This is a genomic window from Paraburkholderia aspalathi (assembly GCF_900116445.1).
Classification (GTDB): Bacteria; Pseudomonadota; Gammaproteobacteria; order Burkholderiales; family Burkholderiaceae; genus Paraburkholderia; species Paraburkholderia aspalathi.
Genome location: NZ_FPBH01000040.1, coordinates 49,299 through 70,395, shown reverse-complemented (window position 1 = coordinate 70,395; position 21,097 = coordinate 49,299). Strand labels below are relative to the sequence as shown.

General features: G+C 62.1%; 18 protein-coding genes and 1 pseudogene. 3 read left to right on the top strand and 16 right to left on the bottom strand.

From position 1 onward, the window contains the following. Positions 1-232: pseudogene (locus BM438_RS45930) on the top strand (hypothetical protein); the annotation flags it as partial. Here BM438_RS45930 and BM438_RS38990 read toward each other — a convergent pair. The 8 genes from BM438_RS38990 to BM438_RS38950 all read right to left on the bottom strand — a co-directional run bounded on the left by BM438_RS38990 (position 219) and on the right by BM438_RS38950 (position 8,856). Then, positions 219-1,502: a dienelactone hydrolase family protein gene (locus BM438_RS38990; RefSeq protein ID WP_093645734.1), complete on the bottom strand. Its 1,284-nt coding sequence runs from the start codon at positions 1,500-1,502 to the stop codon at positions 219-221. The pseudogene BM438_RS45930 and the gene BM438_RS38990 overlap by 14 nt on opposite strands. A gap of 587 nt (positions 1,503-2,089) precedes the next feature. Continuing rightward, positions 2,090-2,539, bottom strand: coding sequence for a YchJ family protein (locus tag BM438_RS38980; protein ID WP_093645731.1), 450 nt, complete (start codon positions 2,537-2,539; stop codon positions 2,090-2,092). A gap of 7 nt (positions 2,540-2,546) precedes the next feature. Beyond that, entirely contained in the window at positions 2,547-3,683 is a 1,137-nt protein-coding gene (locus BM438_RS38975) for an acyl-CoA dehydrogenase family protein (protein ID WP_093645728.1), read from the bottom strand. Positions 3,684-3,731: 48 nt separating this feature from the next. Continuing rightward, entirely contained in the window at positions 3,732-4,409 is a 678-nt protein-coding gene (locus BM438_RS38970) for an SDR family oxidoreductase (protein WP_093645726.1), read from the bottom strand. A 39-nt stretch (positions 4,410-4,448) separates the two neighbouring features. Continuing rightward, on the bottom strand, positions 4,449-5,657 hold the full coding sequence (locus BM438_RS38965) for an acetyl-CoA C-acetyltransferase (protein ID WP_093645723.1): 1,209 nt from the start codon (positions 5,655-5,657) through the stop codon (positions 4,449-4,451). Between the two features lie 7 nt (positions 5,658-5,664). Further along, a complete protein-coding gene (gene can / locus BM438_RS38960; RefSeq protein WP_093645740.1) occupies positions 5,665-6,441 on the bottom strand; it encodes a carbonate dehydratase in 777 nt (258 codons plus the stop codon). A gap of 94 nt (positions 6,442-6,535) precedes the next feature. Then, complete coding sequence (aceK, locus tag BM438_RS38955; protein ID WP_093645721.1) at positions 6,536-8,365, bottom strand: bifunctional isocitrate dehydrogenase kinase/phosphatase; 1,830 nt, start codon at positions 8,363-8,365, stop codon at positions 6,536-6,538. 86 nt (positions 8,366-8,451) lie between these two features. After that, positions 8,452-8,856, bottom strand: a complete 405-nt coding sequence (locus tag BM438_RS38950; RefSeq protein WP_054035656.1) for a MerR family transcriptional regulator — start codon at positions 8,854-8,856, stop codon at positions 8,452-8,454. Positions 8,857-9,044: 188 nt separating this feature from the next. On the opposite strand from BM438_RS38950, the gene BM438_RS38945 reads away from it, so the two are divergent. Continuing rightward, positions 9,045-10,115 carry an MBL fold metallo-hydrolase gene (locus BM438_RS38945; protein ID WP_093645718.1) on the top strand — a complete coding sequence of 357 codons (1,071 nt, stop codon included), beginning with the start codon at positions 9,045-9,047 and terminating at the stop codon, positions 10,113-10,115. An 83-nt stretch (positions 10,116-10,198) separates the two neighbouring features. Here BM438_RS38945 and BM438_RS38940 read toward each other — a convergent pair whose 3' ends face one another. From BM438_RS38940 to argS, 6 genes are all read right to left on the bottom strand, one after another. Next, on the bottom strand, positions 10,199-11,785 hold the full coding sequence (locus BM438_RS38940; RefSeq protein ID WP_093645716.1) for an ABC transporter substrate-binding protein: 1,587 nt from the start codon (positions 11,783-11,785) through the stop codon (positions 10,199-10,201). A gap of 234 nt (positions 11,786-12,019) precedes the next feature. Beyond that, on the bottom strand, positions 12,020-12,838 hold the full coding sequence (locus tag BM438_RS38935) for a helical backbone metal receptor (protein WP_093645714.1): 819 nt from the start codon (positions 12,836-12,838) through the stop codon (positions 12,020-12,022). A gap of 3 nt (positions 12,839-12,841) precedes the next feature. Further along, complete coding sequence (locus tag BM438_RS38930) at positions 12,842-13,615, bottom strand: SDR family oxidoreductase (protein ID WP_093645711.1); 774 nt, start codon at positions 13,613-13,615, stop codon at positions 12,842-12,844. A 16-nt stretch (positions 13,616-13,631) separates the two neighbouring features. After that, a complete protein-coding gene (locus tag BM438_RS38925; protein ID WP_093645709.1) occupies positions 13,632-14,270 on the bottom strand; it encodes a thiol:disulfide interchange protein DsbA/DsbL in 639 nt (212 codons plus the stop codon). A 197-nt stretch (positions 14,271-14,467) separates the two neighbouring features. Further along, a complete protein-coding gene (locus BM438_RS38920; protein WP_093645706.1) occupies positions 14,468-15,286 on the bottom strand; it encodes an SPOR domain-containing protein in 819 nt (272 codons plus the stop codon). Positions 15,287-15,347: 61 nt separating this feature from the next. Continuing rightward, on the bottom strand, positions 15,348-17,138 hold the full coding sequence (gene argS, locus BM438_RS38915) for an arginine--tRNA ligase (RefSeq protein ID WP_093645704.1): 1,791 nt from the start codon (positions 17,136-17,138) through the stop codon (positions 15,348-15,350). 342 nt (positions 17,139-17,480) lie between these two features. On the opposite strand from argS, the gene BM438_RS38905 reads away from it, so the two are divergent. Next, positions 17,481-17,807, top strand: coding sequence for a DUF1840 domain-containing protein (locus BM438_RS38905; RefSeq protein WP_093645699.1), 327 nt, complete (start codon positions 17,481-17,483; stop codon positions 17,805-17,807). Between the two features lie 131 nt (positions 17,808-17,938). Here BM438_RS38905 and BM438_RS38900 read toward each other — a convergent pair whose 3' ends face one another. Further along, complete coding sequence (locus BM438_RS38900) at positions 17,939-18,148, bottom strand: acid-shock protein (RefSeq protein WP_093645696.1); 210 nt, start codon at positions 18,146-18,148, stop codon at positions 17,939-17,941. Between the two features lie 157 nt (positions 18,149-18,305). After that, positions 18,306-21,071, bottom strand: coding sequence for a methionine synthase (gene metH / locus BM438_RS38895; RefSeq protein WP_279630579.1), 2,766 nt, complete (start codon positions 21,069-21,071; stop codon positions 18,306-18,308). Positions 21,072-21,097: the final 26 nt, after the last annotated feature.

Genomic DNA, 21,097 nt, shown 5'->3' with positions numbered 1-21,097 from the left:
CCGCTTAGCAGGGGCTTCTAGCCGCTTTCTTTGCTTATCTTTCTTTGCGGCGGCAAAGAAAGTAAGTGCCGCCCCGCACAGGGGCAACGCTAATAAACCACTAACAATTCAAGGAAAGGCACCAAAGCCAGATCAAGGAAAGGCCAACGCCCTAAGAACACAGACAAGAAGCGCCGCGCAGGCAATCAAACAAGCGCCGCGAAGGCAAATCAAAACCTTCAATTCCGGCTAGCAATAGCGCGCCGATCATTAGCAGCCCCAGCTGCCGACGAAGAACCAGAATCCGCCGTCTGCGAAGACCCTTTCCCCCAGACAACGGAGTTGTCCACCGCATACAACCGGCAGGGTGCCGAACTCTGCTTCTGGCAATTAGCAATAGCAACCGACATCGGATTATCCCCACCCTCCGCCCACGACCATGCCCCCGAATCCGACACAGCAAAAGCCCGGCTAGGATACTGATGCAGGAAGTTGCGATAACCGTTACGCCCGGCTTCATCAACAAACGGAACAGAGTCGACCGCATCGACAGCAGCAAAACCGCTCGCCTTCGGCGCCGAAGGATCATCGACCCGATACTGCACGCCCGTAGGCATCCCAACGCGCGCAAGAAACGCCTCGACAGCAGGCCACCAGATCTGCACGCCATCGCGATCGCCCACGAGCCGATGCGCGTCATTCTTGTAATTGCCGAAATCCACCATCTTCGCGCTCGCACCGTGCGCGGCATACGCGGCATACATGCCGGCCACCAGCGGCGCGGTCCACACCGAATCGTTATCGCCGTACAACCACAGCGACGGCACCTTTGTCTTCTCGCCATAGGCGCCAAATGCATGCGTCAGATTACCCTGCCAGTCGGTGCACGCGTCCTGCCGCAAGCCACCCGAGAAATTGATCAAGGCACGCACGCCCGATGCAGCCTCGGGGCCGTAAGCAATCGTCGCGAGACCGCCGTGCGAGGTGCCGGCCACGACGATGTGCGTGGCATCCACGTACGGCTGCTTCGACATGAAATCGATCGTCGCGGCCACGTCGCCAGCCTGGCCGATACCGTTGCGTTCGACGTCGCAGCCGTCCTGCTGATACGTGCCGTCCGAATGGCCGAAGCCCTGGCGGTTCGGCGCCACCACTACGTAGCCGCGGCGCACGAATTCGCGCGCGAACGGCCGCGGGTCGCTGCGTTCCTGCGTGCGTGGGTCGCCGGGAATCTTGCCGTGGTTGAAAACGATCATCGGAAACGGGCCTGCGCCGTCCGGTTTGTAGATCGTGGTTTCGAGTGTGACGGTGCCGGCAGCGTTAACCGGCACGCGGATGATCTGTTCGTTGAGGCCCGCGGTGGGCAGATAGACGTCGTCGTCGAGTGCGATGCGCGGCACGTGCGCGCGAGTGAGAGGCCCCGCCTGGGTGTCGGCGAGCGGCTCGGCATGCGCGAGTGCGATGGCGCACATCGCTGCTGCACAAGTCACCGCGCACTTCGTCAGAACCTTGCTGAACACCATTGACGCACCTGCCTCAAAAACCTGCCCTTAACACCGTGACGTTTTGTCTGTCGAATATCGTCGCTGACAATTGCCTTTCATCGGCGTTTTCGACAAACAAAAACACACTCGCGTACGTAGTGCGGCAAGCGCACGCACGCTGATCGAGATCGCACGGGATGAACCCAAACGGCCGACGCGACCCCACGCGCCGATGATGAGCGTCACACATGCTGCCCGGAACCGCCGCCGAACCCTTGCTGGTGGGCTATCGGCAGCTGCCTGCGCATTTTGCGGAATCGGTATGGACCTGTTCTCGCAACGTGACGTCACAAACCTACGGCCTCATCCTGGCACGACAATTTTGTTTTGTGCAATAAAGGAGAACCCGCGACGCAATAATTGCCGGGTGCAGATCAGGGCGTGTTCGCCCCGGCGGAAGGCCGAAACCGCCTGCCTCGCAGCGCTTGGCTGCCCGAAGTAATTTGTCGAAATATGCGCGCTGTGGTGTCGAGCCAACACGAAAAAAAGGCCCTCGTTTGAGGGCCATATGTGATGACGGTTTTATTGCGCACCGCCAAGCCGTGTAAGGCTTTCGAAGGTGCAGCTTATTCGTTTACGTCGCCGTCGACATAGCGCCAGCGTCCGTCCTCACCGCGTATGAAGCGGCTCAGTTCGTGCAGCCGGTGGGCGCGGCCACCCACCTTATATCGTGCGACGAATTCGACTGTCGCATGATCGGCGCTGGTTTCAGCGAAGGCTTTGATCTGCAGTCCGAGCCAACGTGGCGCGTCGGGGGCGGCAGGGTCGGCGTCGAGATCCGTGGGGCAGGTGTGCGGTGCCCAGGTCGCGCGCAAATAATCCGTTGCGCCCACAACATACGCGCTGTAACGCGAGCGCATCAGTTCGAGCGCGCGTGGCGCTGTTTCACCGCCATCGATATAGCGGCCACAGCATTGCGCAAAGCGCGGCGGTTTGGCGCCGCTGCGCTGATCGGGCGCGGCGCCGCCGCAGGGGCAGTCGGACGGTCGTTGCGTTGACAACAATGGCTTATTCATCAGACTTTCAGGCAAGGCCGCGTGCGATCAAAATTTTCTGGATGTCACTGGTGCCTTCGTAGATCTGGCACACGCGTACATCGCGGTAGATGCGTTCTACAGGAAAGTCGCTCAGATAGCCGTAGCCGCCATGAATCTGCAAGGCGGCCGAGCAGATCCGCTCAGCGGCTTCGGATGCAAACAGCTTGGCCATTGCGGCTTCCGTCAGACAAGGTTGCCCGGCGTCTTTCAACGAAGCCGCGTGCCAGATCAACTGGCGCGCGGCTTCGAGCTGGGTCGCCATATCGGCGAGGCGGAATTGCACGGCCTGATGCGAGAACAACGGCTGGCCGAAGCTCTCGCGCTCCTTCGCATAGCCCAACGCCGCTTCGAACGCGGCGCGCGCCATGCCGACGCTTTGCGCGGCGATACCGATGCGCCCGCCTTCGAGCCCTGATAGCGCAATCCGATAACCTTCGCCCTCCGCGCCGATCAGGTTCGCGGCCGGCACGCGGCAATCTTCGAAAATAATCTGCGCGGTGTCCGACGAATGCTGACCGAGCTTTTCTTCAACGCGCGCGACGATGTACCCCTTCGTATCGGTGGGCACGATGAACGCGCTGATGCCGCGCTTACCCGCCGCCTTGTCGGTCACGGCCATCACGATCGCGACGTTGCCGTTCTTGCCGCTCGTGATGAACTGTTTGACGCCGTTCAACACGTAGCTGTCGCCATCGCGTGTCGCGGTGGTGCGCAGCGCGGAGGCGTCCGAGCCCGCTTGCGGTTCGGTCAGGCAAAACGCGCCGAGCATCTCGCCGCGCGCGAGCGGCGTGAGCCAGTCGCGTTTCTGCGCGTCGTTGCCATAGGTCAGCAGAATGCTGCACACCGGGCAGTTGTTGACCGAGATCGCGGTCGAAGTGCCGCCGTCGCCCGCAGCGATTTCTTCGAGGATCAGCGCGAGCGCCAGCGCCAGCGCGTCCATGCCGGCGCCGCCGTAGGCTTCGGGCACCAGCACGCCATACGCGCCGAGCTCGGCGAGCTGGCGATGCACGTCCTTCGGAAAGGTGCGCTCGCGGTCCCATTGCGCCGCGTACGGCGTAACGGCTTCGCGGACGAACGTGCGCACCGCATCGCGGACCATCAGATGATCCTGATCAAGCACCATGGCTCGGTCTCCTCATTAGTCTCCCCACTTGTCTCTTCACTAGCTTCTTCACCAGTCGAGCGCCGTGCCGTCGTATTGGTAGAAGCGGCCGTTGAATGCTTCATGTGCGGCCGCGGCCTGCGCAAGCACTTCACGCATGCCGGTGACGCTGCGCACCGGATCGATCGCCGCTTGCGCGCCACCCATATCGGTGCGCACCCAGCCAGGATGCAGCGAAATACAGGTTGCGCGCGTGGCGTCCAGTGACGCGATCTTCAGCGCGTCATTCAGCGCAGCCTTACTCGCCCGATACAGCCAGCCGGTCGTGCCGCTTGCGTCGCCGATGCTGCCCATCTTGCTCGAGATCACCGCGAACACACCGCCTGCTTCTTCGACGAGGGGCAGCAGGATCGGCATCAACTGCATCGGACCGCGCACGTTGGTATGCATGACCTGGTCGAAGTCTTCCGCCGTAATCGTCTCGATGTCCTCGGTGCGCGGGCCGTACACGCCGGACACCAGTACCGCTGCGTCGAGCCGCTCGCCGTCGAGCTTCCAGCCGAGCGCGGCGATTTCTTCGGGTGCGGTGACGTCGAGTGAAAACGTCTCCGCGCCGAGCGCCTTCAGCGCGTCGAGAGCGGCGCCATCGCGCGCGGTGGCGAGCACGCGCCAGCCGCTCTTTATGTATTGCCGCACGAACTCCTGGCCGATGCCGCGCGATGCACCGACGATCAACACTGTCTTCATCGAATCACCTCAAGCTTGCAAACACCCGGTAACAGCGCGTCAAACCAGTTCTATGCCCATCGCGGTCGCTTCGCCGCCGCCGATGCACAGCGTCGCGACACCGCGCTTCAGACCGCGATTTTTCAACGCGCCGATCAGCGTGACGAGAATCCGCGCGCCCGATGCGCCGATCGGATGGCCGAGTGCGCAGGCGCCGCCGTTCACGTTGACCTTGTCGTGCGGCAGGTGATGTTCCTTCATCGCGGCCATCGTGACCACCGCGAACGCCTCGTTGACCTCGTACAGATCCACTTCGTCGGCGCGCCAGCCGTTCTTCTCGAACAGCTTGCGAATCGCGCCGACCGGCGCGGTGGTGAACTTCGCGGGTTCCTGAGCGAAGGTGGAGTGGCCGACCACGCGAGCAAGGGGCTCGACGCCGAGACGCTTCGCGGTCGATTCACGCATCATCACGAGCGCCGCGGCACCGTCGGAAATCGATGATGAATTCGCTGCCGTCACCGTGCCGGTTTTGCTGAACGCGGGCTTGAGCGTCGGAATCTTGTCGAGGTTCGCCTTGAACGGCTGCTCGTCGTGATCGATGGTCACGTCGCCCTTGCGGCTTTCCACCTTCACCGGCGCGATTTCCCACGTGAACGAACCGTCTTCATTCGCACGCTTTGCACGATTCAGTGACTCGACGGCGAATGCATCCTGCGCTTCGCGTGTGAAGTCGAACGAGGCCGCGCATTCCTCGGCGAAGGTGCCCATCAGACGGCCTTTTTCGTAGGCATCTTCGAGACCGTCGTAGAACATGTGGTCGATCACCTGGCCGTGACCCATGCGCATGCCGTTACGCGCTTTCGGCAACAGATACGGCGCGTTCGTCATGCTCTCCATGCCGCCCGCGACGATCACGTCGGCCGAGCCCGCGGCCAGCATGTCGTGCGCGAACATCGCCGCGCGCATGCCGGAGCCGCACATCTTGTTGACGGTGGTGCTGCCGGTGCTCAAAGGCAAGCCGGCGCCGAGCGCAGCCTGGCGCGCCGGCGCCTGGCCGAGGCCGGCGGGCAGCACGCAACCCATCACCACTTCATCGATCTGCTCGGGCTTCAACCCGGCGCGTTGCACGGCGGCTTCGATTGCAACCGAGCCCAACTGCGGCGCGGTCAGCGTTGCGAAATCGCCCTGAAATGCCGCCATCGGCGTACGGGCCACACCTACGATTACGATCGGATCAGACTTTGTCTCGCTCATGTTTGTCTCACTCATGTGGGTTTCATTCATGCTTAAGTTGTTTGATCACACCTTCGACGATGGCCGGCACGTCGCCGAGCTGGGCCGCTTCGGCGGCCGCCGCATCGTTGTCTTCCTGGTACGCACCGCCGGCCGATACGGCCGCGATGCAGCGCTTATAGGTTGCATCGAGCGCCGTGGGGTCGTTGATTGTCATGCCGAGGTCGCGCACCTTGCCGTCATGCACGCCATACACCCAGCCGTGCACCGTGAGTTCCTGGCCACGTGCCCACGCGTCATTGATGATGGTGGTCCGGCATACGTTCATGACCTGTTCGATCGCATTCAGTTCGACGAGCCGCCGATGGCGCGCCTCGCCGAGCGGCCATTCTTCGATCAGCGCAGCATGCTTGGTGCGCACGTCCTGCACGTGATGCAGCCAGTTATCCGCGAGACCCACACGCCGGCCGTGCAGCGCCGCGCCGACGCCCGAGCAGCCATAGTGACCCACCACCATGATGTGCTTGACCTTCAGCAGATCGACGGCGAACTGGATCACCGACAGGCAGTTCAGATCCGTATGCACCACCACGTTGGCGATATTTCTGTGCACGAACACTTCACCTGGCGGCAGGCCGATGATCTGGTTGGCCGGCACGCGCGAATCGGAGCAGCCGATCCACAGATATTCGGGTGTCTGCTGGTGCGCGAGACGCGAGAAGTACTCCGGATCTTCGGAGAGCTTGCGGGCCACCCACGCGTCGTTGTTATCGAACAGATGGGCAAGCGGATTGGCAGCGGGAGAAGCGTTCGTGTTCATGTTGAGTCTTGGCGGTTGCTCGACCGATTGACCGGTCGATGTCGTTGCATAAGGTTCGGACGATGCATTCAACGATGCGGGCAGCGCATAGCGCTCACGCCACGCGCACGGTGCGTTCATCTGCCTGATTCTCCGCGGGTCCGGACGCCGTATCGGCGAATCGTTCCGGATAGCGGATGCAGAAGCGCACGCTGCTGTCGTACGGGAAAAAGTCGGGCAGTTCGCCTTTCAAGAGATGATCCTTGTGCCGTTGCCACAGCGCTGGATCGAAGAAGTCCGCGTGATGCTGCATGAAGGACCGGCGCACGCGTGGATCGCCGAGCAGAAAGGTGCCGTATGTCTCCGGGAAAATGTCGTGCGGGCCGACCGAGTACCATGGCTCGCCCGACATTTCGTCTTCCTCGTAACGTGGCGCCGGCACTGCGCGCACGTTGCATTCCGTCAGGTATTCGATTTCATCGTAGTCGTAGAACACGACGCGGCCGTGACGCGTCACGCCGAAGTTCTTGTACAGCATGTCGCCAGGGAAGATGTTCGCCTGCATCAATTCCTTGATCGCGTTGCCGTATTCCTTGATGCCGTGCTCGACGTCCTCGTCGCTGCCGTTTTGCAGGAACAGATTGAGCGGCACCATCCGGCGTTCGATATACATGTGACGAATCACCAGGTTGTCGCCGTCGTATTCGATCAGGGACGGCACTTCCTTTTCGAGTTCGCGCAGCAGCGCTTCGTCGAGCCGCGAAATGGGCAGCGCGACGCTCGAATATTCGAGCGTGTCGGCCATGCGGCCCAAACGGTCATGACGCTTGACGAGCTGATACTTTCGCTTGATCTGCTCGCGCGTGGTTTCCTTCGGCGGCGGAAAGTGGTCCTTGATCAGCTTGAATACGTACGGAAACGACGGCAGCGTGAACACCAGCATCACGAGCCCCTTGATGCCGGGCGCGATGATGAACGGATCGCTGGAATGCTTCAGATGGTGCAGCAGATCGCGATAGAACAGATTCTTGCCCTGCTTCTGCAAACCCACCGAGGTATAGATTTCCGCCTTCGGTTTGCCCTGCATGATCGTGCCGAGAAACTCGACATAGGCGGAGGGCACTTCCATGTCCACGAGGAAGTACGAATGCGAGAAGCTGAAGATGATCAGCAACTGGTCGCGTTTGAGCAGCACCGTATCGAGTGCGAGCACGCCGGGCTTCACATGGCGCAGCGGCACCGCGAATGGCAGCAGCAAATCGCCGTTGATGATCCGTCCAACGATATACGCTGACTTGTTCCGAAAAAACAGCGACGAAAGCACGTGAATCTGGAAGTTGGGCGCTTCGTCGAACACGCCGAACGCATCGTGGATCGCTTGCATCACGCATTCGACGTCGCGCGTCAGATCCTCAAACGGAGGCTCCAACTGGAAGTTCGTGACGATGCGCTCGAGCGTCGCGGCAAGACCGTCCTTGCCGGGGTAATACGCACGATAGGTCGGCTTCGCCGCTGGTTCATCGTTCTCGATGTATTCGGTCGAGATCGCCGGGCGCACGAAAATGAAGTCGTTGTTGAAATACGAACGGTGCAGGATCTTGCAGCACACCGAATTGAAGAACGTCTCCGCGCACTCGGGCTGGCGGTGCGTGGTCAGGAGGCCGATGTAGTGGAGCTTGATCTGCTGCCACACTTCGTCGTCGATATTCTCGGCGTCGTACTCGTCTTCGAGCAGTTCGACGCATTCCTCGACGCGATCGTCATAGGAGGTGATGCGCTCGCGCGCCAGCGTTTGCAGGCCGTGCCAGTCGGCAGCTTCGAACAGCGTTTTGGCATGGATCGCGGCGTCACGGAAGATGCGGTAGTGCCGATCGAATCCTTCGAGCATCGTCTGGGCGACGTCAAAGCCGATCTGTGACGACAGCAGTTTGGGAAAGTGATTCATGTCGGCCGTGCATTCATCCCATGTCGTGAAGACACCCGTGATTGTATCGTCCGGGTGCACCCGCGGCGCGTCGCGCCGTTCTCCGCTCAGGCGGACCTGGTCTCGCGTGAACCGCCTTCCAGCAACGCGCGCGCCTGAGTTTCGTATTGCGCGAGGTCTTCGAGCGTTGCGTTCAGATCTTCCAGTTGACGTTCGAGCACGTCGCGATGGCGCGCCACCGTAGCAAGGAAAGCCTGCAATTGCGGCACGGTGTCGGTCGGCGACTCGTAGACGTCGAGCAGATCGCGGATCTCCGACAATGTGAAGCCAAGCCGTTTGCCGCGCAGCGTGAGCTTCAGGCGGGTTCGATCGCGGCCCGAATAGACGCGCCGCAAGCCGCTCGATCCCTCACGGCTGGGCGAGAGTAAACCCTGGTCTTCGTAGAAGCGGATCGCCCGCGGCGTGACGTCGAATTCCCGCGCGAGCTCGGTGATCGTGTATTGCGTGTTCATCGGGGCATCCCGTAGCCGGGCAGAAAATCGGATTGAACGATAGAATCGACGTTTACGTTATCGTCAACTTGATCGAAACGCAACTACGGCGCAATACGGCACCGGCATGTCCCGGCCGGGCCGCAACCACGCCGTCCGGCATCGCATACCTCGCCATGCCGGATGGCCGACGGAGGAAGACAAGCACAATGAATGCACTCGAACATCAACTCGACTACCCGTTCAAGGACACCTTGCCCGAAGCGGGCCAGGCGATGGAAGTCGCGCCTGGCGTGTTCTGGCTGCGCATGCCGCTGCCGTTCGCACTCGACCACATCAATTTGTGGCTGCTACGCGATGAGATCGACGGCCAGCAAGGCTGGACGGTAGTCGACTGCGGTATTACGTCGGACACGATCAAGGAGAACTGGGAGAAAGTGTTCGACTCGGTGCTCGACGGCCTGCCGGTGCTGCGCGTGATCGTCACGCATTGCCACCCGGACCACATCGGCCTTGCGCACTGGATCTGCAGCGGCGGCGACAAGAAACGCTGGGACGTGCGCCTGTGGATGACGCTTGGCGAATACATGCAGGCCCGCGTGATGGCGGCCGGCGACGGCTCGAATGCGGGCGGCGAGGGCGCGGCGCGCCACTTCGCACGTCACGGTTTGAACGACGAGACGTCGCTCGAGAAACTGCGCAATCGCACGAGCTACTACGCGAGCCTCGTGCCGGCGATTCCGGGGCAGTACCGCCGCCTGCGCGAAGCCGATGGCGTGAAGATCGGCGGCAAGACGTGGCGCGTGGTAACGGGCTTCGGTCATTCGCCGGAGCATTGCGCGTTGCATTGCGAAGAGACGGGCACGCTGATTTCCGGCGACATGGTGTTGCCGCGTATTTCGACCAACGTCTCGGTGTTCGACATGGAGCCCGAAAGCACGCCGCTCGCACTGTATCTGGAATCTCTCGGCCGCTACGAGACGATGTCGGAAGACACGCTCGTGCTGCCGTCGCATGGCAAGCCGTTTCGCGGCGTGCGTACGCGGATCAAGCAATTGCGTGAGCATCATGACGCGCGTCTGGCTGAAGTGCGCGAGGCCTGTGCGGAGAAGCCGCAGAGCGCGGCGGATATCGTGCCGTTGATGTTCAAGCGCCAACTCGATATCCATCAGATGACGTTCGCGATGGGTGAGGCGTTAGCGCACTTGCATCTGCTGTGGTTGGCCGGCGAGTTGAAGCGCACGCAGGACGCGGATGGGGTGATCCGGTTCTCGGCGTGATCGCGTCGACAGGTTGATACGTCGATAAAAAAGCCCGGTTGCGAAAAGCAACCGGGCTTTATTTAAATCGGCGAGACAGAGTCTTACTGTACCGCCACCGTCGCAAAGTTCTGCCGTCCGAACGGACTCACGTGATAGCCGCTCACATTCGTCCGCGTGATGGCCGCTGCGGTCGGGTAACCCAGCGGAATCCACAGCGCCTGATCGTGGATGATCTGCTGCGCCTGCTCATACGCCTTCGCGCGTTTGGCCTGATCAGGCGTGGTCTTGCCGTCGGCAATCAGCTTGTCCAAATCCTGATCGCAGAAGCGCGCGAAATTGATCCCCGACTTCACCGCATTGCAGCTGAAGAGCGGTGACAGATAGTTGTCCGGATCGCCGTTATCGCCGGCCCAGCCCATGAATAGCGTGTCATGCTGGCCTTGTTTGGCCTGCTTGATCAGCTCGCCCCATTCGATCACCTTCACTTCCGCCTTCACGCCGATCTTCGCGAAGTCGGCTTGCAGCAGTTCGGCGCCGGCCTTCGGATTCGGGTTCAGCACGCTGCCGTTCGGACGCACCCAGATCGTCGTTTCGAAGCCGTTCGGATAGCCCGCGTCCGCGAGCAGTTTCTTTGCCTTCACCGGATCGTACGGCCACGCCTTGACGGCCTTGTCGTAGCTCCATGTGTTCGGCGGATACGGATTGACGGCCGGCGTCGCGGTGTTGTCGAAGATCGCCTTCAGGTAGGTGGTGCGGTCGAACGCCATGTTCAGAGCCGCGCGCACCTTCTGGTTGTCGAGCGGCTTCTTCTGCGTGTTCAGCGCGACGAAGGCGGTCATGAACGCGGGCGTCTGCACGATGGCGAGCGATTTGTCGCCCTTCGCTTCGGCGAGATCCTGCGGCTTCGGCGACAGCGCGATCTGGCATTCGCCGGCCTTCACCTTTTGCGCGCGCACCGTGGCGTCCGGCGTGATCGCGTAGATCAGGCGGTCGATCTTCGGTTTCGTGCCCCAGTACGTCGGGTTCACGTCGTAGCGGATCACCGCGTCTTTGGTATAGCTCTTCAATTCGAACGGACCGGTGCCGATCGGCTTCGCATTCAGGTCGACCTGTTTGCCGGCCTTGAGCAACTGGTCGGCGTATTCGGCCGAATAGATCGAGGCGAAACCCATCGTCAGGATCGACACGAAGGTGGCGTCCGGTGCGTTCAGTTCGAACTTGACGGTGTTGTCGTCAACCTTGCTGATCGACTTGATGAGCTTCGGCAAGCCCATCGACTGCGCGTGCGGGAAGCCGCTCGCGCCCGCCACCTTGTGCCACGGATTGCTGTCGTTGAGCATGCGGTCGAACGTGAAGACGACGTCGTCGGCATTCAGCGCGCGGGTGGGCTTGAAGTAGTCGGTGGTCTGGAATTGCACGTTCGGGCGCAGATGGAACGTGTAGGTGAGGCCGTCGGCGCTTACGTCCCATTTGTCGGCCAGTGCGGGCACGACTTTCTTCGCGGCCTCGTCGTACGAGACCAGCGAATTGAAGATCACGTCGGCCGATGCATTGGTCGTCACGAGCGAATTGAACTGCACGACATCGAAGCCGTCGGGGCTCGACTCGGTGCAGACGGTCAGCGGTTTGGCGAGCACGAGCGCGGGCGCCGTGAACAGTACGGCGGCTGCGAGCAGTTTGAAGCGCATAGGATCTCCCATAACAAGCGCAGTCAGGCAGTGCGTCTGGTTGTGTGGTTATGTTCCGTTGACGGGTGGCGACCGGTCTGGCCGTCGTCTTTATTGTGATACGTTTCCGGCGCTGGCGCATGCTTTGGCTGCTGCGCTATATGCACGTCCTCGCCTTCGCGAAAGCTTATCGAAGGGTGGTTGCGGCGACAACAATTTAATCCGCATATCCATATGGGTTGGCCGCGTTGCCGCTCATGACGCCGCCGCGCGCTGCATCAGGTAACGGATGCCTTCGATCGCGCGCACGCCGTACCATGACACCAACTCCCCATCGATCAACTCGATGCGCTTGCCGGCCAGACGCGGGTCACGCTTCAGCGCGTCGCAATGTGCTTGTGTGAAGCGATAGGGCTCGCTGGAGAGCAGTATGCGATCCACGCCGGCAAGCCACGGCGCGTGGTCGAAGTCGAGCGCGGGATAACGCGCCGCGCCTGCGGCGCCGCCTTCCACATCGGGAAGCGTCTGCCAGTTCACGAGCCTCAGCATCGAGGCGATATAGGTATCGCGCGCTACCGTCATCCATGGCTCGCGCCAGATCAGATACAACACGTTTTGCTTGGGAAACACCTGCGCCGCGGCCTCGTGCAGACGTATTTCGAGCGCCTCGCTCAGGCGCTGAGCTTCCTGCTCGCGGTCGAAGATCACGCCCAGCAACGCGTACAGCGAGAGATTGTCCTGCGGCGTCTGTGGATGGGTCACGACGATATGCGGCACGAACGCACGCAATTGCTCGACGATATCGCGCTCGTTTTCGTCGATATTGACGATCAGATGGGTGGGCCGCAAAGCACGAATCGCGTCGACGTTCACGGACTTGGTGCCGCCGACCTTGCGCACCTGCCGGACCTTGTCACGGGGATGCACGCAAAAACCGGTGCGTCCGACAATCTGCCTGTCGAGCCCCAGAGCAAACAGCAATTCGGTGATGCTGGGCACCAGCGAGACGATGCGCGTACCGGCGCCCCCAATTTCGTGCGCGACGCCGGCTGCATCGACCGCACGAGGCTGCATGACTTACTCGGTGGCGGCGCGCGGTTTGCGCGGCGCGCGTTCGAAGGCCCGGTCGTAGAGCCAGCGCGGCAGCACGTGCAGCAGCATGGCCACGATGCGCATCTGCCATGGAAACACGGCAAACGCGGTTTGACGCTCGACCGCCCCGGCGACCTTCACCGCGAAGCGGTCGGCGTCCATCAGGAACGGCATGGTGTAGGGATTGTGCTCGGTCATCGGCGTGCGAATATAGCCGGGGGCGATCGTGACCACGCCGACGCCGAGCGGCCGCATCTCGACGCGCAACGCTTCCAGATACTTGAGCGCCGCCGACTTCGACGCGCTGTACGCGCCCGACCCCGGCAAGCCACGCACGCTGGCCACGCTGGCGATCCCGACCAGCGTGCCTTTCTTCGCCGCAACCATCGCGGCGGCGAACGGCTCGAAGGTGGCAACCATGCCAAAGTAGTTGATATCCATCACTTCGCGGAACGTGCGCAGATCGCCGTGCCCGGTGACCGCGCCGCGGCTGATGCCGGCATTGGCGATCACCACGTCCGGCAAACCGTGCTGCGCGATGAACTGTGCGGCCGCTTCAGCGAGCGCCTCGGCGTCGCGGACGTCGACGGAATAGGCGGAGATGGAATTCTGCGGATGAGACTGCTGGAAGGCGGTGAGAGCGTCGCCGCGGCGGGCGACCAGGCCGAGAATCGCGCCGCGCCGCGCATATTCGGCGGCGAGCGCGAGGCCGATGCCACTCGAGGCGCCGGTAATGAAGACCTTCAGGGGGGAGCTCATTCCGGCGCCTTCGACATCACATCTTCTTGGCGCGGACCTGCTGCACCAGATAGTCGAGCACCTGGATCGTGCCCGGCAGGCTGTTGGTCGCAGCCGGACCGGTTTCATACTTGCCTTGCACGGCCAGCGTCGGCACGCCGTCGATCTTGTAGTCGTCCATCAACTTCTTGTCTTTTTGCAGCGCGCTTTGCGTCGAGAACGAGTTGTACGCGTCCATGTACTTCTTCGGATCGACGCCGTTCTTGGCGAGGAACTTGGCTTGGTCTTCCGGCGTCAGCAGGTAGTTCTTGTTGACGTGGATTTCATTGAAGACCTTCGGCGTGAGTTGCGTGGCGAGGCCGAGTGCGTCAAGCGCATGGTACATCTTCGAGTGCGGAATGAAGTCGTCGCGGAAGGCAACCGGCACGCGCTTGAACACCACGTCCGGACCTTGCTTTTTCACCCATGCTTCGAGGTACGGGTTGAATTCATTGCAGTGCGGGCAGCCGTACCAGAAGAATTCGGTTACTTCGATCTTGCCGGCCGGCACGTCCGTAGGTTGCGGCGTGGACAGCACGGTGTAGTCCTTGCCGGAAACCGGTGCGGCCGGCGATGCATGCGCCGTGGCGGCAACCAGGCCCAGCGAGAGGAACAGAATGCTCAGCAGTTTTTTCATGTTGTGATAACCCAAGTAGGCGGTAAAACGGTGGCGCCACGCAAATGCCCGTCACCGTTTTTAATGTCGGCGTTAGACGCTCTAGTCGTCCGTTGTGCTTGTCGGTTGTGTTTGCCGGTTGAGCTTGTGACTCGCGCCGCACGCCGATAGTTCGGCGGCGGCGCGTTCCGGTAAATCACGGTTTGTTTATTGTTGGCTTATTGCTTCGTAAAGCGGATCACGGCTGTATCCACGCCCGCGTCGGACAGACGCTGACGGCTCGAATTCATGTCCTCGAACTTCGAGAACGGGCCGATCCGCACACGGTAGTACGTCACGCCGCCTGCATCGCGCTGCGTGACCTTTGATTCAAAGCCCTGGAAGGCGAGCCGCGCGCGCTGCTGCTCGGCGTCGGCTGAGGTCTTGTAGGCGCCCACTTGCAGGAAGTAACCGGTGTTCGCGTCGCCCGCTGTCGGCGCCGCGCCTGAACCCGGCTTGGCGTTGGCAGCCGTGGCGGACGACGTACCCTTCGGCGCGGAGCCTGCCGCGGTGGCGGCCGGTGCGCTTGCGCCTTGCGGCTTTTTCACCGTACCGGTGGCCGTGCCGTTGCCGTTATCCTGCGCGGGTTTCGGTGCGACTGCCGTGCCGTTCGCATTGCCATTCGACGGCGGCACTTCAACGATCTGCGGCTCTTCCAGCATGCCCGACTGCGTCTGCGCATTGGTCTGGCCCGGCGCGGTGTTCGGCGGCGCCGGTTGCGCGGCTTGCGGCACCGGCTGGCCCGGCGTCTTGCCTTGCAGCGGACGGTTCGGGTCGTATTGCTGCGCCTGGCTCGCGCCGGTGTCGGGCGCCGCGGGCGGCGCGACCTTCGAGACGAACGGCGTAGGCGCACGGGTGATATACAGCGCCACCACTACCGCGATCGCGAGACCAACGATCAGGCCTAGCACGATGCCGAGAAAAGTCCCCCCGGTTTGTTTCGATTGCGATTGCTTTGTTGTGCGGCGTGGTTTTGCCATCGTATGAATCACCTGCAAAAAGAATCCTGGAACGGCCGTCGATTATAACGACGGCCGCATGCATGTTACGCCGGAGGACTTACATCTTGACGGGAGCGGAGACGCCGATCGTCGCGAGACCGTTGGCCAGCACCTGACGTGTGGCCGCAAGCAGCGCGACGCGTGCATTGCGCTCGGCGGCGTCGTCGACCAGCACGCGTTCGGCTCTGTCATTGTAGAACGAGTGGAATTCCCCGGCGAGGTCGCGCAGATAGAACGCGACCGCGTGCGGCGCGAGTTCGCCGGCGGCGTGCTCCAGCATGTCTGGGAATTCGGCGAGCTTGTTCAGCAGGGCCATGGCGCGTTCGCTGGTGAGCGGCGACACGTCCACCGTGGCCAGCGTGCTTTCGTCCGTGTTGTAGCGCGCCTTGCATTCCGCGATGACCGAGCAGATCCGCGCGTGCGCATACTGCACGTAGTGCACCGGATTTTCGTCGTTCTGTTTCAACGCCAGGTCGATGTCGAACACGAATTCCGTATCGGCCTTGCGCGAGATCAGGAAGAAGCGCACGGCGTCGCGGCCGCGGCGAATCGTCTCTTCGTCGATCAGGTCGACGGCGGCTTCCGAACCCGGCGTCGCGCCGCCCGACCATTCGATCAGATCACGCACGGTCACATAGCTGCCCGCGCGCTTCGAGATCTTCACCTCTTCACCGTTGCGCATCACCGTGACCATCTTGTGCAGGATGTAGTCGGGATAGCCCTTCGGAATGCCGATGCCGAGACCTTGCAGGCCGGCGCGCACCCGCGCGATCGTCCCGTGGTGGTCCGAGCCCTGAATGTTGATGACCTTGGTGAAGCCGCGTTCCCACTTGGCGACGTGGTAGGCGACGTCCGGCACGAAGTACGTGTAGGTGCCGTCGGTCTTGCGCATCACGCGGTCTTTGTCGTCGCCGTCGTCGGTGGTGCGCAGCCACAGTGCGCCTTCCTGTTCGTAGGTTTTGCCGGCGGCGATCAGCGCCGCGACGGTCTTCTCGACCCGGCCTTCCTTGTACAGCGATGACTCCAGGTAGTACTCGTCGAACTTCACGCCAAAGGCCTGCAAGTCCATGTCCTGCTCGCGGCGCAGGTAGGCGACCGCGAAGCGGCGGATCGCTTCGAGGTCTTCGACGTCGGCCGCGCCCGTGACGGGTTCGCCGTCGCTCGCGGCAACCGTGACGCCGTTCAGATAGTCTTTGGCGATGTCGGCGATGTACTCGCCGTTGTACGCCGAGGCGGGCCAGCCTTCATCGCCCGGGGCGAGGCCGCGGGCGCGCGCCTGGGTCGACAGGGCGAGCGTCTGGATCTGCACGCCGGCGTCGTTGTAGTAGAACTCGCGGTGCACGTCCCAGCCTTGCGAGGCCAGCACGTTCGAGAGCGCGTCGCCGAGTGCGGCCTGGCGGCCGTGGCCGACGTGCAGCGGGCCGGTCGGGTTGGCCGAGACGAATTCGATCAGCACATGCTTGCCGGCTTCGCGCTGCGAACGGCCGAAGGCGTCCTTTTCAGCGAACACCGCGGCGATCACGGCCTGCTTGGCGGCGGCCGCGAGGCGCAGGTTGATGAAGCCGGGGCCAGCCACTTCGGCGGCTTCCACGAGACCCTTGGCTTGCGGTTGCGCGAGCAGCGCGTCGACAATCTGTTGCGCCAGCTGGCGCGGGTTGGCGCGCAGCGGCTTGGCGAGTTGCATCGCCACATTGCAGGCGACGTCGCCGTGCGCGGCGACCTTGGGACGCTCCAGCGTGATCGTGGGCGACACGAAGGCGGCTTCGCTCGCGCCCTGGGTTGCGTCAGCAACCTGCTTCACCGTGTCGGCGAGCAGGGTTTCGAGGGTATGTTTATGTGCAGGCAGCATGCTTGTTGCGAGTCCAGTGAGGCAATCCGGTGATGCGGAAGAAGCGGCGGCCGCGCGCGAGGCGCAGCCGATTCGTCAGAAGCGTGGAAAGCGGCGCTGCACCGGCCGGGATGCGCCGGGCACGTCGGGGCGTCATCGGGCACGTGGCGTGCAACGCGTCTGGCGCGGTGTGCGGCGCGCTTTTCCGTCCAGACGGATTTTAGCAGGTGCTAATATGTTCAATGAGATGCCCACCAAGGGCCGTGGCCGCCGTGCCTGATCGGCGTGTCAACGTAACGCGCGCCGACGGTCGGCTTACAGCCGTTCGCGCGTCAATCCAACATAACGAAAAAGGGAACAGTCATGCTGATTACTTTCAAATGTCGCGCCGCGCCGGACGTGATGATGCTGGAAAATCTCGCTCAGTACCTGGTCGGCATTGTCGGCAAGCGCCTGGGTGAGCGTGGTGTCATCACCCACGACGAACTGAGCGTCGCGATCACGAAACTCGAATCGGCGATCAGCGTCGACAAACAGGAACGTGCCGAGCACGACGGCCATTTTCACGAAGGCGAAGACGGCCACGAGCATCATGAGATCCCGCCGGGACTCGCCCAGCGTGCGTATCCGTTCCTCGACATGCTGCGCGCCGCGCAGAAGGAAAACGCGGATATCGTCTGGGGTATCTGATCCCGCGGCGGTCCGCTGGCGGTGGAGTTCGCCGCGCTCGCGGCGCTGGTCGTGACGTGTCAATGAAAAGAGCCCGCATCTGCGGGCTCTTTGTCTTTCACGGGTCTTGACGGCCCTTCTGCCGAAACGGCTTACTGGCTGGCGGCGTCCGCCGGGGCAGCCGCCGGTGCCGACGCACCCTTCTTGGCTTTTTGCTTCTTGGGCTTCTTGACATGCTTCACGGTGGGCGGCGAATACGAACTGACCGCGCTGGAGCCGGCCGGAGCGGCGGGCTGGGCCAGCGCCACCGAGGCGCCTGCGGCGAGCGAAACAGCAGTCAATAACAGCGTCAGCTTCTTCATACGATTTTCTCCGTTGACGATTGCAATTTGATAAGCCGACGCGTTTTGGCCGCGTCTGGCGGGTTGATGCCGTTTCAGTCTACAAAGCCGAAAATTACACTGCCGCAAATATTCAGCCTAGCGTGCCCGATATAGTAGGTCGCCCGCCCCGCAAGGCTTACAGCAAAGGCGCGAGCGCCCGCTCAGCGTCTGTTTTCGACAACGACATGCGTTTTGCGTAGTCTTCCAGCTGGTCCTGGCCGATCTTGCCAACCGAGAAATAGGTGCTGTCCGGGTGCGCCAGATAGAAGCCGGAGACGCTGGCCGCCGGCAGCATGGCCAGCGATTCGGTCACGCTCATGCCGATTTCAGTGGCTTGCAGCACGTCGAACATGTCGCGTTTCACGAGGTGGTCCGGACAGGCCGGGTAGCCCGGCGCCGGGCGGATGCCGTGGTACTTTTCGGCGATCAGGTCTTCGTTGGAAAGGGTTTCGGCGTTCGCGTAGCCCCACAGATCGCGCCGCACGCGAGCATGCAGTCCTTCAGCGAAGGCTTCGGCGAAGCGGTCGGCGAGCGCTTTGAGCATGATCGCGCTGTAGTCGTCGTGATCCTTTTCGAACTGCTTTTCCTTCACGTCCACACCCAGACCCGCTGTGACCGCGAACATGCCGATATAGTCGGCCACGCCCGAGTCCTTCGGCGCGATAAAGTCGGCCAGCGACCGGTTCGGGCGCATCACGCCGTCCACCACTGGCCGCACGCTTTGCTGGCGCAGGTTGCGCCACGTGAGCGCGACTTCCGAGCGCGATTCGTCCGTGTAGATTTCGATGTCGTCGTCGTTCACCGTGTTGGCCGGCAGCAGCGCGATCACGCCGTTGGCCTGCAGCCAGCGGCCCTGAATCAGGCGCGCGAGCATCGACTTGCCGTCCGAGAACACGCGGCGGGCCGATTCGCCGACGATCTCGTCGTTCAGGATCGCCGGATACGGGCCGGCCAGGTCCCAGGTCTGGAAGAACGGACCCCAGTCGATGTAGTTCGCCAGCTCGTTCAGATCGTAGTTCTTGAACACGCGGCGGCCGATGAACTTCGGCTTGACCGGCTTGTAGCCGGCCCAATCGACCTTGGTCTTGTTCGCGCGGGCTTCGGCGAGCGTGACCATGGGCAGCGCTTTCTTGTTGGCGTGCTGGTCACGGATGCGGTCGTAGTCGGCTTTGAGGTCGTCGACGTATTTCGCTGCGCCTTCATCGGACAGCAGGCTCGACGCCACGGAGACTGAGCGGGAAGCGTCCGGCACATACACCACCGGTCCCTCATAGTGCGGCGCGATCTTGACCGCGGTGTGCACGCGCGAGGTAGTTGCGCCGCCGATCAGCAACGGGATCTTCTTCACGCGGAAATAGTCGTCGCGCTGCATTTCCGAGGCGACGTAGGCCATCTCTTCGAGGCTAGGCGTAATCAGTCCGGACAAGCCGATGATGTCCGCGCCTTCGACCTTCGCCTTGGCGAGAATGTCGTTGCACGACACCATCACGCCCATGTTGACCACTTCGAAGTTATTGCACTGAAGCACCACCGAGACGATGTTCTTGCCGATGTCGTGCACGTCGCCCTTCACCGTAGCGATGACGATCTTGCCCTTCGCGCGCACATCGGCGCCGGCTTCGGCCATCAGCTTCTTTTCTTCTTCGATGTACGGGATCAGATGCGCGACTGCCTGCTTCATCACGCGCGCCGACTTCACGACCTGCGGCAGGAACATCTTGCCCTGACCGAACAGGTCGCCGACGACGTTCATGCCATCCATCAGCGGGCCTTCGATCACATTGATCGGACGGCCGCCGGCTGCGGCGATTTTCGCGCGCACTTCCTCGGTATCTTCGACGATGAAGTTGGTGATGCCGTGCACCAGCGCATGCGACAGGCGCTTCTCGACGGGCTGGTTACGCCACTCGAGGTTCTCTTCCTTCTTCGCGGCGCCGGTCTTGAACTTGTCGGCGATTTCCAGCAGACGATCGGTGCCGTCTTCGCGGCGGTTCAGCACGACGTCTTCAACCCGCTCGCGCAACTCCGGATCGAGGTCGGCGTACACGCCGAGTTGACCGGCGTTGACGATGCCCATGTCCATGCCGGCCTGAATCGCGTGATACAGGAACACGGTGTGGATCGCTTCGCGCACCGGATCGTTGCCGCGGAACGAGAACGATACGTTCGACACGCCGCCGCTGATCTTCGCGTAGGGCAGGTTTTCCTTGATCCAGCGCGTGGCGTTGATGAAGTCGACGGCGTAGTTGTTATGCTCTTCGATGCCGGTCGCAATCGCGAAGATGTTCGGATCGAAGATGATGTCTTCCGGCGGGAAGCCGACTTCGTTCACGAGGAAGTCGTAGGAGCGTTTGCAGATCTGCGTCTTGCGTTCGAACGTATCGGCCTGGCCTTGCTCGTCGAAGGCCATCACGACCGCAGCCGCGCCGTAACGGCGAATCAGGTTCGCGTGGTGACGGAACGCTTCTTCGCCTTCCTTCAGCGAGATCGAATTGACGATTGCCTTGCCTTGCACACATTTCAGACCGGCTTCGATCACGTCCCACTTCGACGAGTCGATCATGATCGGCACGCGCGCGATGTCCGGTTCCGAGGCGATCAGATTCATGAAGCGGACCATCGCCGCTTTCGAATCGAGCATCGCCTCGTCCATGTTGACGTCGATGATCTGCGCGCCGTTTTCGACCTGCTGCCGCGCGACCGCGATCGCGTCGTCGAACTGGTCGTTCAGGATCATTCGCGCGAACGCCTTCGAGCCGGTCACGTTGGTGCGTTCACCGACGTTGATGAAGAGCGTCCCGGTCGTGACGTTGAACGGCTCGAGGCCGGAAAGGCGCATGGTGTGATCGGTCATGGCGTAGGTGCGGTTCGGTTGCGTGCGATTACTTGCGTCGGGTTCGATAGCGGACGTGCAGCGGATCAGGATCG